This is a genomic window from Variovorax sp. GW821-FHT09D04, from assembly GCF_059416405.1.
This window is the reverse complement of the sequence record NZ_JBWKPA010000002.1, coordinates 597,896-613,448: the sequence shown is the minus strand read 5'-3', so window position 1 is coordinate 613,448 and position 15,553 is coordinate 597,896. Positions and strand designations below refer to the sequence as shown.

At 69.1% G+C, this 15,553-nt stretch carries 15 protein-coding genes; 11 read left to right on the top strand and 4 right to left on the bottom strand.

Annotation, left to right across the window (positions count from 1 at the left end):
• Positions 1-47: 47 nt before the first annotated feature.
• Positions 48-464, bottom strand: coding sequence for a VOC family protein (locus AC07O4_RS09105; protein ID WP_307582369.1), 417 nt, complete (start codon positions 462-464; stop codon positions 48-50).
• A 165-nt stretch (positions 465-629) separates the two neighbouring features.
• Between AC07O4_RS09105 and AC07O4_RS09100 the strand changes: the two genes are divergently transcribed.
• Positions 630-2,207 (top strand): CYTH and CHAD domain-containing protein, encoded by a 1,578-nt coding sequence (locus AC07O4_RS09100; RefSeq protein ID WP_495304341.1) that lies wholly within the window; start codon positions 630-632, stop codon positions 2,205-2,207.
• 67 nt (positions 2,208-2,274) lie between these two features.
• Here AC07O4_RS09100 and AC07O4_RS09095 read toward each other — a convergent pair whose 3' ends face one another.
• The 3 genes from AC07O4_RS09095 to AC07O4_RS09085 form a co-directional block, all read right to left on the bottom strand.
• Positions 2,275-2,751, bottom strand: a complete 477-nt coding sequence (locus AC07O4_RS09095; RefSeq protein ID WP_062473516.1) for an FKBP-type peptidyl-prolyl cis-trans isomerase — start codon at positions 2,749-2,751, stop codon at positions 2,275-2,277.
• A gap of 107 nt (positions 2,752-2,858) precedes the next feature.
• Positions 2,859-4,664 carry a DEAD/DEAH box helicase gene (locus AC07O4_RS09090; protein WP_369630706.1) on the bottom strand — a complete coding sequence of 602 codons (1,806 nt, stop codon included), beginning with the start codon at positions 4,662-4,664 and terminating at the stop codon, positions 2,859-2,861.
• Positions 4,665-4,780: 116 nt separating this feature from the next.
• Entirely contained in the window at positions 4,781-5,725 is a 945-nt protein-coding gene (locus AC07O4_RS09085; protein WP_495304340.1) for a LysR family transcriptional regulator, read from the bottom strand.
• Between the two features lie 139 nt (positions 5,726-5,864).
• On the opposite strand from AC07O4_RS09085, the gene AC07O4_RS09080 reads away from it, so the two are divergent.
• The 10 genes from AC07O4_RS09080 (at position 5,865) to AC07O4_RS09035 (ending at position 15,510) form a co-directional block, all read left to right on the top strand.
• Positions 5,865-6,455 carry an NADPH-dependent FMN reductase gene (locus AC07O4_RS09080; RefSeq protein ID WP_495304339.1) on the top strand — a complete coding sequence of 197 codons (591 nt, stop codon included), beginning with the start codon at positions 5,865-5,867 and terminating at the stop codon, positions 6,453-6,455.
• Positions 6,452-7,306, top strand: coding sequence for a pirin family protein (locus tag AC07O4_RS09075; protein ID WP_495304338.1), 855 nt, complete (start codon positions 6,452-6,454; stop codon positions 7,304-7,306). The genes AC07O4_RS09080 and AC07O4_RS09075 overlap by 4 nt, the downstream gene beginning before the upstream one ends.
• Positions 7,307-7,402: 96 nt before the next feature.
• On the top strand, positions 7,403-8,608 hold the full coding sequence (locus tag AC07O4_RS09070) for a M20 aminoacylase family protein (RefSeq protein WP_495304337.1): 1,206 nt from the start codon (positions 7,403-7,405) through the stop codon (positions 8,606-8,608).
• A gap of 39 nt (positions 8,609-8,647) precedes the next feature.
• Positions 8,648-9,622, top strand: a complete 975-nt coding sequence (locus AC07O4_RS09065) for a tripartite tricarboxylate transporter substrate-binding protein (RefSeq protein WP_390347712.1) — start codon at positions 8,648-8,650, stop codon at positions 9,620-9,622.
• A gap of 450 nt (positions 9,623-10,072) precedes the next feature.
• Positions 10,073-11,215: a branched-chain amino acid ABC transporter substrate-binding protein gene (locus AC07O4_RS09060; protein ID WP_492698494.1), complete on the top strand. Its 1,143-nt coding sequence runs from the start codon at positions 10,073-10,075 to the stop codon at positions 11,213-11,215.
• A 15-nt stretch (positions 11,216-11,230) separates the two neighbouring features.
• Complete coding sequence (locus AC07O4_RS09055; RefSeq protein ID WP_495304336.1) at positions 11,231-12,166, top strand: 4-hydroxyproline epimerase; 936 nt, start codon at positions 11,231-11,233, stop codon at positions 12,164-12,166.
• A gap of 11 nt (positions 12,167-12,177) precedes the next feature.
• A complete protein-coding gene (locus AC07O4_RS09050) occupies positions 12,178-13,281 on the top strand; it encodes an NAD(P)/FAD-dependent oxidoreductase (RefSeq protein ID WP_495304335.1) in 1,104 nt (367 codons plus the stop codon).
• Positions 13,278-13,526, top strand: coding sequence for a (2Fe-2S)-binding protein (locus AC07O4_RS09045; RefSeq protein WP_495304334.1), 249 nt, complete (start codon positions 13,278-13,280; stop codon positions 13,524-13,526). Before AC07O4_RS09050 ends, AC07O4_RS09045 begins: the two co-directional genes overlap by 4 nt.
• Entirely contained in the window at positions 13,523-14,797 is a 1,275-nt protein-coding gene (locus tag AC07O4_RS09040; RefSeq protein WP_495304333.1) for an FAD-dependent oxidoreductase, read from the top strand. The genes AC07O4_RS09045 and AC07O4_RS09040 overlap by 4 nt, the downstream gene beginning before the upstream one ends.
• Positions 14,794-15,510 (top strand): GntR family transcriptional regulator, encoded by a 717-nt coding sequence (locus AC07O4_RS09035; protein ID WP_492730163.1) that lies wholly within the window; start codon positions 14,794-14,796, stop codon positions 15,508-15,510. The genes AC07O4_RS09040 and AC07O4_RS09035 overlap by 4 nt, the downstream gene beginning before the upstream one ends.
• The last annotated feature ends 43 nt before the right edge of the window (positions 15,511-15,553 follow it).

The window sequence follows — 15,553 nt, the reverse complement described above, 5'->3', positions numbered from 1 at the left end:
CGATCAAGAGCGCATATGGAACGATGGGCATCGTCCGGCCCCCACGTTCACTGCGAGGGCATCTCGGCGTTCGGGTCCATGTAGACCAGTTCCCAGATGTGGCCGTCCAGGTCCTGGAAGCCGTGGCCGTACATGAAACCGTAGTCCTTCGGCTCGCGCGGCGTCGTGCCGCCGGCGGCCACCGCCTTCGCGACCAGCTCGTCGACCTCGGCGCGGCTCTCGCACGACAGGCACACCAGCACTTCGTTCTCCTTGCGGGCGTCCGCGATGCCCTGGTTCGTGAAGGTCTTGAAGTAGTCCTCCATCAGCAGCATCGCGTGGATGCTGCCTTCGTGGATGACCATGCAGGCGGCGTTCGCGTCGGTGAACTGCGGGTTGAAGGTGTAGCCCAGCGCGCCGAAGAAAGCCTTGCTCTTGTCGAGGTTCCGGACGGGGAGGTTCACGAAGATCTGCTTGGTGGCCATGGTGAGGTTCCTGTGTCGATGAAGGGTGGATCGGGTGTTTTTCGACGTCTTTGTGTACGCCGTCCACAAAAGATATCAAAGAAAATGGACGGTGTCCACATGATTTTTCGATGCACCGGAAATCGGCCGGCACCACGTCGCTGAGGGGGAAAAAGAGCGGGCATCATGAACACCATGGAAATCGAGTTCAAGTTCTGCATTCCCGCCGGCCGCCTGAAGGCCGTCGAAGCCGCGTTGCGGCGCGGCGCCGTCGTGCGCACGCGCCTGCAGGCCCGCTATTTCGACACCGCCGACCAGCGCCTCGTCGCCGATGGCATGGTGCTGCGGCTGCGCAAGGAGGGCCGGCGCTGGGTGCAGACCGTCAAGGCCGCCGGCGACAACGCGTTGCACCGGCTCGAGCACAACGTCGACCTGGGCACCGGCGCCGCCGCGCCCGCCATCGACCCCGCACGCCACGCCGGCACGCCCGTCGGCGAGCGGCTGGCCCGCCTGCTGCAAGCGGCCGACGGTGGTGCGCTGCCGCTGGTCGAGCGCCAGTCGACCGACATCGTGCGGCTTACGCGCGACCTGCGCGTGAGCGGCCCGGCCGGCGCCGTGGTCGAGATGGCACTCGACGTCGGCAAGGTCGTCGCGCACGCGGGCACGCCCGCGCAGCGCGCCTCGCCTGTGTGCGAGCTGGAGCTCGAACTCAAGAGCGGCGACGTGCAGGGGCTCGTGGCGCTCGCGCGGCGCTGGTCGCAGCAGCATGGCCTGTGGTTCAGCACCGTCTCGAAGGCCGAGCGCGGCATGCGCCTGCTGGCCGAACAGGAGACCGTGCCCGCCGTCAAGGCCGAGGCGCCGCGCTTTTCCACTCATGGCCGAGACGGCCGCGCCCTCCAGCAGGCCGTGGTCGCGTCGTGCCTGGACCAGATGCTGCCCAACGCCAGCGAGATCGCCGCGGGCAGCACCGACGAAGAACAGATCCACCAGCTGCGCATCGGCATCCGCCGCCTGCGCACCGCGCTGCGCGAACTGGCGGGGCTCGACGCTGACACCAGCCGCTTCGACGCCGCCGCCTGGGAGCCGCCGCTGGTCGACGCCTTCCGCGCGCTCGGCGAACTGCGCGACCGCGAACAGGTCGTGAAGCTCGCGCAGCCGCGGCTGCGCGAAGCGGGAGCGCCGGAGGTCGATCCGCTGGTGGGCGATGTCGACAGTGCCGCTGCCGCGCCGGCACCGACACCCGGCGACATCGTGCGCGCCGCCGCGTTCCAGGACGTGCTGGTGTCGCTGATCGGCTTCACCGCTGCCGCACCCGAGTCGACGGGCCCGACGCCGCTCGCTGCCGACGCGGCCCTTCAGTTGCTGCGCGAGCGGCTCCAGCGCTTGCACAAACAGGCGGTGCGCGACGGCCCGCGTTTCGAATCGCTCGCCACCGAACACCAGCACCGCGCGCGCAAGCGGCTCAAGCGCCTGCGCTACCTGGCGGAGTTCGCGGCGCCGCTGTTCGCCGAGGCGGAAGGCGGCAAAAAGAAGAAGGACGCGGCCGAGCGCTACCTGAAGGCCCTGCGCCCCGCGCAGGACGCACTGGGCGCGTTCAACGACGAGGCGGTCGCACTTGCGCTGTACCGCGAGGTCGCGGCGCGCGATCCGCGTGCGTGGTTCGCGGTCGGCTGGTTCAGCGCGCGCCGCGCAGCGGGGGCGACGGCGTGTCGCGATGCGTTGGAGACGATCGGCGAGGCGCCGAGGTTCTGGAAGAAGAACTAAGAAGAAACAACTGGCGAAGCGAACGCCGGGCCACGCGGCCCTCGGCGTTCGTCACCGACCCTGTCACTCAGTGATGGTGCCCATGCGCCCCATGCACATGTCGGTGCTCGATCTCCACCGGCAGCGCCGCGCGCACGTCCGTCACCTGCAGGCTGAACTTCAGCGCCTTGCCGGCCCAGGGGTGGTTGCCGTCGAGCAGCACGACCGGGCCCTTGATCTTGGTCACGGTGAACACGTGCTCGGTGCCGTCGTCGAGCCGGCCCTGCAACTGGCCGCCGACCTTCACGCCGGGTGGGAACTCGGTCTTGGGGATGGTGCGCACCAGCGCCTCGTCGCGCAGGCCGAAGGCGTCTTCGGGGGCGAGGTTCAGCGTGGTCTGGTAGCCCTTTTCCTGGCCGTCGAGCGCCTGCTCGATCTTGGGCAGGGTGTTCTCGTAACCGCCATGCAGGTAGGCCATCGGCTCGGGGCTGGCTTCGATGAGCTTGCCCTGGGCGTCGGCGACTTTGTACTTGAGGGTGACGACGGTGTCTTTTTCGATTTTCATGGCGGGCATTTTCACGCGAATGCCCATCGTTGCGCTGGGAGGCCGGACGAACCCCCAGGTGCCATGCCAGGGCGACGGCGTGAATGCCGGCGGATGCGCGTGGCGCCCTAAAGGCGCTTGCCGAATGCCGCGTCGCCGCTGACCGTGATGAAGAGCGCCTGGGTCGCCCGCGTTGCCGCGACATAAAAGAGCCGGGCTTCTTCGCGTTCGTCGTCGGTTTCGCGGGGCATGGCACCGCTTCCGACCACCGCAACGACGGGAAACTCAAGTCCCTTGCTGGCGTGCATCGTGAGCACCTTGATGGTGTCTGCGTCGGGCTTGAAGTCGCCCGTTCCCTTGCGGACTTGGTGCGGCAACTTTCGATGTCGCAGCGCGCTTGCGCACTCTTCCATGGCGGCGTACTGGCGACAGATCACGGCCATGTCGCCCCATGCATGCCCCTCCTGGTGTGCGGCGCTCAGCAACTCAGCGACCTTGACCGCCTCGTCACGCAACGTGGGCAGGCGAATCACCAAGGGCGCATGGCCTTCGCGTCCGCAACTGATGGGGTGCAGCAGCGGAATGCCGTCGTCGTCCTTGTCTTCCGCGGTCAGCAGATCGGAAGCGATCAGGCTCGCGGTCTGCAGGATCTGCTTGGTATTGCGATAGTTGATCTTGAGCACCGTGGTGCGGCCCTGCGCCTGGATGCCTACGCTCTTGAAGCTGAATTGCTTGGTGCGCTGCCGTTCGTAGATGCTCTGCGCATCGTCATACAGCAGCAACAGGCTGTTGGTGCCGGGGTCGACCATCTGCGTCACAAGCCGCAGCCATTCAGGCTGGAAGTCGTGGCCTTCGTCGATCAGCACGGCTTGGTACTGGCCTGAGGGAATCTGCTTGCGGTCCACGCCGCGGATCACGCGGTCGACGATTTCTTCCATGAGCTTCGACGTGCTCATTTTTTCCGTCGGCACCTGCCCGTACGCAACCAACTGGTCCCGGCACCATTTGTGGAAGTGGCGCGCATGCACCTTGTCGCTCAGGCCCTTGGCTTCCATGATCGACGCAAGTTTCACGGCCAACGGTTCGTTGTAGCAGAGCACGAGGATCGGCTTGGTGGTCACGCTCTTGGCCAGGTACTCGGCGCGATAGCCGAGGATCATGGTCTTGCCCGAGCCGGCCACCCCGTGGATCACGCGGTGGCCGTCCCCCAGGCTTCGAGCCAGTTGCTCCTGCTGCAGGTCCATCACCCGCAGAAGGTCGGGAACCAGCGCTTCCGCGTCGTTGTCGTCGAACAGGATGCCTTGGCTCTGTACCCTCACCTCAGGAAACAGCGTCCATCGCACACGGTCGATCTGCGGCAAGGAAAGCGTGCCGCGCATGAGCACTGGGAACATGCTCCAGAACTGGCTTTGCAGCGCTTCGGCGTCGACGCTTTCGGTCATTTCGTCAGAGCACACGACGCGATGGGCTTCGATGGCGCGATGCAATTCGGCTGCTTCGAACTGCTTGCGCGTGATGTTGGTCAGGACGACGCCGTAGCTCCACGGAAAGGTCAGCATGCCCTGCCATTTGCCTTCTGCGTGGACCAACTGCGCGTCGCGCTTGAGGGCGTCGACGACCTGATGCGCATGCTGGCGAGCCTGCTCGGCCGGGTTGATGACGGTCTTGGGGACGCCATCCGCCAGGATTTCCCAACTGCCCTTGCTGGCCTGGCGAATGGTGTCGAGCCGCCAGTCCTTCACTTCAAGAATCAAGAGTCCGCGATGCGGATGCAGCACAACGAAATCGGGATGCGAGCGTTTTGGCCCGACGGGCACGTCGTACCAAAGGAGGTAGTCGCTGTCGAGCTTTTGTTCCAGGCGCTCCGCGAGGCGCCGCTCGCCGGAGGTCATGCGGGAAACGCAACTGCCTAAGGCTGGGATGAGGGTGGCCAAGCTTCGGTCCGCTCCGAAATGATTGTTTCAAAACGTCTCTTGTAAAGCAGGCGGCGTTGCACCGCATCGCGGAACTACCCTGAAAGAGGGGCAACCCCTTTCAACTGCCAAATAAGTCACGAAATCAGAGGGCGCACTCGCGTCGCCCGCCATACATCCGGCAACGCCTCCTCCTCCCGCAGCTTCTGCGTCACCATCCCGATGAACGCCGACACCGCCCGCGGCAGGTGCTTGCGGCTCGGGTAGACCACGCTCAGCCCGTGCCCGGTGCGCTGGTACTGCGGCAGCACCGGCACCAGCCGCCCCGCCTCCACGTCGAGCCGCCCCATGGCCGGTGGCAGCAGCGCGATGCCCAGGCCGGCGATGGCGGCCTTGCGCAAGGCCTGCGCGGTGTTGCCGCTGAAACGGCCGCCCACCTGCACTTCTTCTTCCTTCCCGCCGGGCCCGGTCAGGCGCCAGGTGGTGCGGCCGCTCGGGTGGGCGGGAGTCACGCAGTCGTGGTCGGCCAGGTCTCCCAGCGTGGCAGGGGTGCCGCGCGCGGCCAGGTAGGCGGGGCTGGCGACGAGGCCGTCGGTGCGCGGGCCGAGCAGCTGGCGGGCGACGTACCCCGAGTCGGCCAGCGCGCCGCCGCGGAAGGCGATGTCGATCTGTTCGGCGATCAGGTCGGCCTTGGCGTCGCTGAGCACGAACTCGACGCGCACCAGCGGGTACGCCGCCAGGAAATCGGCCACCCAGGCCATGGGGAAGAAGTCGAAGAAATCGGCCGTGGCCGCCACGCGCACCCGGCCGCTGGGTTCCTGGCTGCCGGTGATGAGCGCCTGCCCGGCCTCGACCAGCCCGTCGACCGCCTCGGCGCAGCGCTCGTGAAAGTCCTGCCCGGCGCCGGTGAGCGTGAGCTTGCGCGTCGAGCGCTGCAGCAACCGGGTGCCGAGCTGCGCCTCCAATTGCTGGATGCGCCGGCTCACGGTGTTGGGCGGCAGGCCCAGCCGGCGGCCGGCCTCGGCAAAGCTGCCGTGGCGCACCACCTGCACGAAGACGGCGATGTCGTTGAGGTCGAGCATGGCGAGGCCTATTCCTTCTGTTCGTGGACGAGTGCAATCCGACTCTACCGTCTAGTCGATCAATGCGTGCGTGCCTAACCTTGGGTCCATGGCCTTGCGGCCTTCGACCACCCCCATTTCATTCAGGAGCACGCACCCCATGACCGGACAGCAACAACAACCCCGCATCGGCATCGTCATCGGCTCGACCCGCGAAGGCCGCTTCGGCGAGAAGCCCGCGCACTGGATCCACGAGATCGCGAAGCAGCGCACCGACCTCGCCTTCGAGCTGGTCGACCTGCGCGAGCACCCGCTGCCCTTCTTCAACGAAGCCGGGGCGCCCGCCTGGGGCCCGGTGAAGAACGAGGCCGCGCAGCGCTGGCAGGCCAAGCTGGCCACGTTCGACGGGCTCATCATCGTCACGCCCGAATACAACCACGGCCCGAGCGCGGTGCTGAAGAACGCGATCGACTGGGCCTACAAGGAGTTCATCCGCAAGCCGATCGGCTTCGTGGGCTACGGCGGCGTGGGCGCGGCGCGGGCGGTGGAGCAGCTGCGGCTGGTCGCGGTCGAGATGCAGATGGCGCCGGTGCGCCACGCGGTGCACATCGGCATGGTCGAGTTCCTGGGCATCTGGCAGCAGGGCAAGTCCTTCGACGACTTCCCGCACCTGGCGCAGTCGGCCACGGGCCTGCTCGACGACATGGCGTGGTGGACCCGCGCACTGAAGAACGCCAGGGAGGCCGTATGAGCGCGGTCGTTGCAGCAGACACCCGCGCCATCGTCTACCGCACGCGCGGCGCGAAGCACGGGCCGATCACGCGGCTCATGAGCCCCGGCGACCTGGGCGAGTACCTCAAGCCCTTCGTGTTCCTCGACCTGTTCGGCTTCGATGTCGACGGCGGCCACAAGGGCTTCGGCCTGCACCCGCACTCGGGCATCGCCACGCTGACGTGGCTCATCGAAGGCGACACGCTCTACGAGGACACGACGGGCGAACAGGGCGTGCTGCGCGGCGGCGGCGTCGAGTGGATGCGCGCCGGCAACGGCGTGTGGCACACGGGCGCACCGGCGCCGGGCGTGACGCGCGTGCAGGGCTTCCAGCTCTGGGTGGCGCTGCCGGCCGCCGAAGAAAACGCGCCCGCGCAGAGCATCTACCTCGCGCCCTCGCAGGTGCCGCAGGAAGGCCCGGCGCGCGTGCTGCTCGGGCGCCATGGCGCGGCGCAGAGCCCCATTCCGGCGCCCTCGCCGATGAGCTACCTGGCCGTGCAATTGAAGGACGGCGAACGCTGGCGCTACACGCCGCCCGCCGGCCACACGGTGGGCTGGGTGGCGGTGAATGCGGGCCGGCTCGACGCGGGCGACGGCACCGGCGGCCCCATCGGCACGGGCGAGCTCGCGGTGTTCGAGGAGTCCGGTGCGGCCATCGACGTCGTGGCGCAGGGCGACACGGCCTTCGTGCTCGGCTCGGCGGTGCCGCACCCGCACGAGCTGGTGATGGGCCACTACTCGGTGCACACGAGCCGCGCGACGCTCGACCGGGGCGAGGCCGAGATCCGGCGCATCGGCGCGAAGTTGCGCGAGGAAGGCCGGCTCGGCTGAGCGACGAACCGCGCGTAAGCCAGCATGCGCCGCGCGGGCGGCTGCGCCAGAATCGTTCGCTTCTGTTTTTCGCGAACGATCCCGCAGCCGCCCGCCATGAATCTCGTCGACGCCTTCGCCGCCCACGCCACCCGTTTCATCGACATCCGGCGCGACATCCACGCGCACCCCGAACTCGGTTTCGAGGAGCACCGCACCTCCGAGAAGGTCGCGAGCCTGCTCACCGAATGGGGCATCGAGGTGCATCGCGGCATCGCGGGCACGGGCCTGGTCGGCGTGCTACGCAAGGGCACGGGCACGCGCTCCATCGGCCTGCGCGCCGACATGGACGCGCTGCCGCTGCACGAGGCCAACGAGTTCGCCCACAAGTCGACGAACCCCGGCCGCATGCACGCCTGCGGCCACGACGGCCACACGACGATGCTGCTGGCCGCCGCCTGGCACCTGTCGCAACAAGGGCCTCATGACTTCGACGGCACCGTGCATTTCATCTTCCAGCCCGCCGAGGAGATGGGCAAGGCGGGCGCCAAGAAGATGATCGACGAGGGCCTGTTCGAGCGCTTCCCGTGCGACGCGGTCTTCGGGCTGCACAACTTTCCCGTCGGCGACGTCGGCCGCTTCGCGCTCAACGAAGGTGCGCTGATGGCGTCGAGCAACACCTACAAGATCACCGTGCACGGGCGCGGCACGCACGCCTCGATGCCGCACACCGGCATCGACCCGGTGGCCGCGGTGGTCACGCTGGCGCAGCAGCTGCAGACCATCGTGGCGCGCACCATTCCCAGCACCGAGCGCGCACTGCTGGCGGTCACGCAGCTGCAGGGCTCGGATGCGCCGAACGTGATTCCCGATGTGGCGACGGTGGGCGGCACGATCCGCACCTTTTCCATCGAGGCCATCGACAAGCTGGAGGCGCGGCTGCGCGAAGTGGCGGCCGGCGTGGCGGCGGCGCATGGCTGCACGGCCGAGGTGTACTTCAACCGCTCCTCGCCGCCGACCGTGAACCATCCGGCTGAGGCGCGCTTTGCCGCCGGCGTGATGCGCGAGGTGGTGGGCGACGACATGGTCACCGACAACTTCCCCGCCGTGATGGGCGCCGAGGACTTCGCGCACATGCTGCTCGCACGGCCCGGGTGCTATGCGTTCCTGGGCAATGGCGACGGCGACCACCGGCTCGATGGCCACGGGCCCGGCCCTTGCATCATCCACAACACCTCGTTCGACTTCAACGACGAGATCATCCCGATCGGTGCCAGCTATTTCGTGAAGCTGGTGCAGCGCTGGCTGCCGTCGGGCACCTGAAAAACGACTTTTTTGTTGACGATGAAAGCGGCCACCTCGATGACTTTTCCCCTGTTCACCCGACGTTCGCTGGCTGCGCTTGCAGCCGCCGTGGCCCTGGGCGGCCTTGGTGCCGCGCACGCGCAGCAGCGCGTGATCCACATCATCGTGCCCTTCGGCACGGGCGCCGTGCAGGACACGGTGGCGCGCGCCTTCAACAACGAGCTGGGCGTCGCGCTCGGCGGCAGCGCCATCGTCGAGAACCGCGCGGGCGCGGGCGGCACGGTGGGCGCCGCGGTGGCGGCCAAGGCGCCGGCCGACGGCAACACGCTGGTGCTGGCGGCGGCCAGCCACAACATCGCGGGCTTCCTGTACAGCAAGCTGCCTTACGACCCGCTGAAGGACTTTGTCGGCGTGGCCAACGTGGGCAATGCGGGCTACGTGCTGGCGGTGGCCAGCGGCATGAACGTGTCCAACACGGCCGACTTCATCAAGGAGGTCAAGGCCAACCCCGGCAAGTACAACTACGCCTCGGCGGGCAACGGCAGCGCCACGCACCTGGCGATGGCGTCGTTCCTCGCGAAGGCGGGCCTGCAGATGACGCACATCCCGACCAAGTCGACCGGCGAGGCCGTGAACGAGGTGCTCGCGGGCCGCGTGCAGGCGGTGATCTCGTCGAGCATCGGCGTGATGGGTTTCCAGGACGACGCACGCGTGAAGCTGCTGGCCTCCACGGGCCAGTCGCGCAGCCCCTTCCTGCCGAAGCTGCCGACGGTGGGCGAGAGCGGCCTGCCGGGCTACGCCTTCGATTCGTGGATTGGCCTGCTGGCACCGGCGGGCACGCCGAAGGCCGAGGTCGAGCGCATCAACGCGGCGGCCAACAAGGTGCTGGCCGATCCGGCGATCCAGGAGCGCTTCAAGCGCCTGGGCGTGGAGCCGCGCAGCCAGAGTGCCGAAGCTTTCCAGAAGCTGCTGCGTGCGGATTGGGATGCGATGGGGGTGGTGGTGAAGGCTTCGGGGGCGAAGGTCGACTGACCTTCTTGTTGTTGTCCGGGTGGGTGCTCCTGTCCGGGGCGCGTGCCCGGGCCACCGGGTACTTCCCTCCGCGAATGTCCCCCGGGGCTGCGCCCCTCCTCCTTGATTTCGCTGCGGGAAGCACCCAGTGTCCCGGGCACGGGACACGCTGCTGGTTCTCTGCCGATCAACCACCGCACTGATCCGATCACGTCGATGGGTTGCCTTGCGCAGCGAAATCAAGGGGGAGGCCGCAGGCCGGAGGACATTCGCGGAGCAAGGTGCCCCGTCGGCGGGATCGCCGCCCTGAACGGCCCGTTCGTTCACAGATATCACAGAACCCCAGCCACCGAAAGAGCGCTTGCCCCACAGATATCCACAAGATATGTACTTAATATATTTAAACTGAGGCAGGTATCCCATGCAGTCGGGCCCTGTCGTTTTTCATTGTTCCCAACCCTAGGAAGAAGCATGAAGTCACAAGCAGGCATGGTTTCCTCACTCAGTCTCGCGGGCCTGGTCGCCCTGGCCGTGGCCAGCCCCGCGCAGGCACAGGAGCAGGTGGTCAAGATCGGCCACAGCGGTCCGCTGTCGGGTCCCAACGCCTTCGCGGGCAAGGACAATGAAAACGGCATCCGCCTGGCCATCGAGGAGCTCAACGCGAAGAAGCTCAGCGTCGGCGGCAAGACGCTGAAGTTCGAGCTGATCTCCGAAGACGACCAGTGCGACGCCAAGACCGGCGTCAGCGTGGCGCAGAAATTCGTCGACGACGGCGTCAAGTTCGTCATGGGCCCGTACTGCTCGGGCGTGGCCATTCCGGCCTCGCGCATCTACAGCGACGGCGGCACGTTGGTGTCCACCGTGGGCACCAACCCGAAGGTCACGCAGGGCGGCTACAAGAACCTGTACCGCATCATCGCCAGCGACAACCAGATCGGCGGCGCCATGGCCGTGTACGCAGCCAAGGAACTGAAGGTGAAGAAGGTCGGCGTGATCGACGACCGCACCGCCTTCGGCCAGGGCCTCGCCGAAGAGTTCACCAAGGAAGCGAAGAAGCAGGGCCTCACCATCGTCGGCCAGGAGTTCACCACCGACAAGGCCGTCGACTTCACCGCCATCCTGACCAACATGAAGGGCAAGGCGCCCGAGGCGATCTTCTTCGGCGGCTACGCGCCGCAGGCCGCGCCCATGGCGCGCCAGATGAAGCAGCTGGCCGTGCCCGGCAAGCTGCTGGGCGGCGACACGGTGTGCAGCCCGGCCACCGGCAAGATCGGCGGCGACGCGGTGAACGACCTGGTGTTCTGCGCGCAGGGCGGCTCCATGCTCGAGAAGGCGCAAAGCGGTCCGGCCTTCAAGGAGAAGTTCAAGAAGCGCTTCAACGTCGACCCCGACGCGTACGCCGCCTCGTACTACGACCAGGTGCTGTTCATCGGCGAGTCGATGAAGAAGGCCAACGCCATCGATCCCGACAAGGTCGGCGCCGAGCTCTACAAGGCCACCTACAAGGGCGTGGCCGCCACCTACGCGTACGACGACAAGGGCAACATGAAGCAGGCGCCCATCACCGTCTTCACCTTCAAGAACGCGGCCCCGGTGCCGATCGCCAGTTACTGAGTGAGCCCCACACCCATGCAACGCATCCAGGTCATCGACTCGCACACGGGCGGCGAGCCCACGCGCCTTGTGATCGGCGGCTTTCCCGATCTGGGAAAGGGCTCCATGGCCGAGCGCCGCGCGCTGCTCGCAGATCAGCACGACAAGTGGCGCGCCGCGGCCGTGCTGGAACCGCGCGGCAGCGACGTCGTGGTCGGCGCGCTGCTGTGCGAGCCGGTGTCGCCGGATGCGGCGGCCGGCGTGGTCTTCTTCAACAACGCCGGCTACCTGGGCATGTGCGGCCACGGCACCATCGGGCTGGTCGCGAGCCTGGCGCACATGGGGCGCATCGGCGTGGGCGAGCACCGCATCGAGACGCCCGTGGGCACGGTGACGACCACGTTGCATGAAGACGGCTCGGTGAGCGTGCGCAACGTGCCCGCGTACCGGCACCTGCACCAGGTGGCGGTCGAGCTGCCGGGCCACGGCCCGGTGCGCGGCGACGTGGCGTGGGGCGGCAACTGGTTCTTCCTCGTGAGCGACCACGGCCAGCGCGTGGCGAGCGACAACCTCGCGGCGCTGACTGACTACACGGCCGCCTTGCGCAAGGCGCTGGCGGCGCAGGGCATCACGGGCACGAACGGCGCGGAGATCGACCACATCGAACTCTTCGCGAACGATGACCAAGGCGCCGACAGCCGCAACTTCGTGCTGTGCCCCGGCAACGCCTACGACCGCTCGCCCTGCGGCACCGGCACCAGCGCCAAGATCGCCTGCCTCGCGGCCGACGGCAAGCTCGCGCCGGGTGCGGTGTGGCGGCAGGCCAGCGTGATCGGCAGCGTCTTCGAGGCGAGCTACGCGATGGACGGCGACCAGGTCATTCCCACGCTGCGCGGCCGCGCGCACATCAGTGCCGAGGCCACATTGCTCATCGACGACGAAGACCCCTTCGGCTGGGGCATCCGCCTCTGACACCGGGGCGCATGGACGCGGACGTCATCGTCATCGGCGCCGGCATCGTCGGAGCGGCGTGCGCCTATGCGCTGGCGCAGGCCGGGCGCCGCGTGCGCGTGCTCGACGCGCGCCTGGGCGGTGCCACCGGCGCGGGCATGGGCCACCTCGTGGTGATGGACGACAACGCGGCCGAGCTCGAACTCAGCCGCCATTCGGTCGCGCAATGGCGCGCCCTCGCGCCGCGCCTGGGCGCCGACTGCGCCTACAGCCCCTGCGGCACGCTCTGGATCGCGGCGAACGACGAGGAAATGGCCGAGGCCGAACGCAAGCAGCAACGCTTGGGCGCGCTCGGCATCGAGAGCCGCCTGCTGGGCGCGGCCGAACTCGCACGCGCCGAGCCCGCGTTGCGCCCCGGCCTGTCGGGCGCGCTCGAAGTGCCGGGCGACGGCATCCTCTATGCGCCGAATGCGGCACGCTGGCTGCTCGCGCAGCACGCGGCCTTGGTGCAGGTCGAGTACGCGAAGGTCGAGGCCCTCGAGGACGACGGCACGCTGCGCCTGGCCGACGGCAGCCGCCGCACCGCGCCGCAGGTCGTGCTCGCCAACGGCATCGAGGCGACGACGCTGTGCCCCGAACTGCCGATCCGCCCGAAGAAGGGCCACCTGCTCATCACCGACCGCTACCCGGGCACGGTGCGCCACCAGCTCGTCGAGCTGGGCTACGTGACCAGCGCGCACCACAGCGACGGCGACTCGGTCGCCTTCAACGTGCAGCCGCGGCCCACGGGGCAGCTGCTGGTGGGTTCGTCGCGCCAGTTCGACACGACCGACCTGGCCGTGGAGGCGCCGATGCTCGCGCGCATGCTCCAGCGCACGCTCGACTACCTGCCGGGGCTCGCCGACCTGAACGCCGTGCGCGCGTGGACCGGCCTGCGCGCCGCCTCGCCCGACGGCCTGCCGCTGCTGGGCAGGCACCCGTGGCGCGAGAAGCTCTGGCTCGCCGTCGGCCACGAAGGGCTGGGCGTGACCACGGCACCGGGCAGCGCGCATGTGCTCGCGGCGCTGATGACCGGCGCGACGCCCGATTTCGACGCCGCGCCGTATGCGCCGCGCGGCCTGCGGGAGCGGGCATGAGCGCTCAGACCTTGCTGCACATCGATGGCCAGCCCGTGCGCGTGAAGGCGGGCAGCTCGGTCGCCGCTGCCTTGCGCGTTGCGGGCGGCATGGGCGCGGCGCGCACCTCGGTCACCGGCCAGCCGCGCGCGCCGTTCTGCGGCATGGGCGTGTGCCAGGAGTGCCGCGTGCAGATCGATGGGCGGCGACGCCTCGCATGCCAGACCGTGTGCGCCGAGGGCATGCGCGTGGAGACCACGGCATGAGCGGCGTGGCGATCGACGCGTGCGATGTGCTGGTCGTCGGCGCGGGCCCCGCAGGCATGGCCGCGGCCGTGGCGGCAGCGGCCAGTGGTGCGTCGGTCGTGGTGATCGACGACAACCCCGCGCCCGGCGGTCAGATCTGGCGTGACGGCCCCGGCGCGTCGCTGCCCCCGGAGGCACGCCGCTGGCGCGAGGCGCTCGCACGCCACGCGAACCTGCGTGTGCGCAGCGGCGCGCGTGTGGTCGCTGCGCCTGCTTCGCATGAACTGCTGCTCGAAGACGCCGAGGGCGCGACGCGCATGCGATGGACAAAGCTCATCCTGTGCACCGGCGCGCGCGAACTGCTGTTGCCCTTCCCCGGCTGGACGCTGCCCGGCGTGACGGGTGCGGGCGGGCTGCAGGCGCTGATCAAAGCCGGCCTGCCGGTCGAGGGCGAACGCATCGTCGTCGCGGGCAGCGGGCCCTTGCTGCTGGCCGCCGCCGCCACGGCCAAGGCGGCGGGCGCGCAGGTGCTGCGCATCGCCGAGCAGGCGTCGTTCGCTTCGGTCGCGGCCTTCGGTGCGAGCCTCGTGCGCTGGCCCGGCAAGGCCGTGCAGGCGCTCACGCTGGCCGATGCGCGCTACCGCACGGCGTCGCGCGTGGTCTCGGCCCAAGGCACGACGCAGGTCGAATCGGTGCGGCTGCGGCAAGGTGATCGTGAGGTCGAGATGGCCTGCGACCGCATCGCCTGCGGCTTCGGCCTCACGCCCAACACGCAGCTGGGCCAGCTGCTCGGCTGCGCGCTGGCGGGGCCGGGGCTCGCGGTCGACGCACTGCAGGCCACGAACGTCGCAGGCCTCTACGCGGCCGGCGAATGCACCGGCTTCGGCGGCAGCGAGCGCGCGCTGGCGCAGGGCACCATCGCCGGCCACGCGGCCGTCGGCGAGACCGCCCAGGCCCGCGCGCACGACCGCGAACGCGCCCGCTGGGACGCCTTCGCCGCCCAACTGCACCGCCGCTTCGCGCTGGCCGACGACCTCAGGGCCCTGCCCCGCCCCGACACGCTCGTGTGCCGCTGCGAGGACGTGCCCTTTGCCGCGCTCTCGGCCTGCACCGGCTGGACCGACGCCAAGCTGCACCGCCGCTGCGGCATGGGCGCCTGCCAGGGGCGCGTGTGCGGCGACGCGGCGCAGTTCCTGTTCGGCTGGACGCCGCCCGCGCCGCGCCCGCCGCTGGTGCCGGTGCGCATCGAGACACTGGCCGGGCTTGCAGCCCCCTGCGACGCCCGACAATGACGGCCACGCATCCGCACACGCACGAGCACATCCACACCCCCACCATGGCCGCCCCGAAGACCGCTCCCCGACCCCCGCCCAAGCGCCGCGCGGCCGACCTGGCCTACGACGCCATCGAGGCGCTGCTGTCCACCATGCAGCTGGAGCCCGGCAGCCAGATCGTCGAGGCCGAGCTGGCCGAGCGCACGGGCCTGGGCCGCACGCCGGTGCGCGAAGCGCTGATGCGCATGGTGTCGATCGGTCTCATCGTGCAGCAGCCGCGCCGCGGCCTGCTGGTGTCGACCATCGACCTGGCCGACCACCTGGACGTGATCCAGACCCGCCGCGTGCTCGAGCAGCTGATCGCCGCCTGCGCCGCGCGCCGCGCCACCGCGCCGCAGCGCCAGGCCATCGTGCGCTGCGCCGAGGCCATGGTCGAAGCCGCGGGCCGTGGCGACCTGAACGACTACATGCAGGCCGACCGCGCGCTCGACCTCGTCACGCACCAGGCGAGCCACAACGACTCGGCGGTGAAGGCGGTGGTGCCGCTGATCGTGCAGTGCCGGCGCTTCTGGTACGCCTACCAGCACGAGGGCGAGATCGTCGAGGGCGCCAACGCGCACCTCGAACTGGCGCAGGGCATCGCCACCGGCGACGAGGCCGCGGCCATCGCGGGCGCCGAGCGGCTCATGGACTACCTCGAAGTCTTCGCCCGGAAAATCATCGACAAGTAGGCCGAAGGGCCTCGCCCGCAGGCGTCCACACCGGGGAACTACG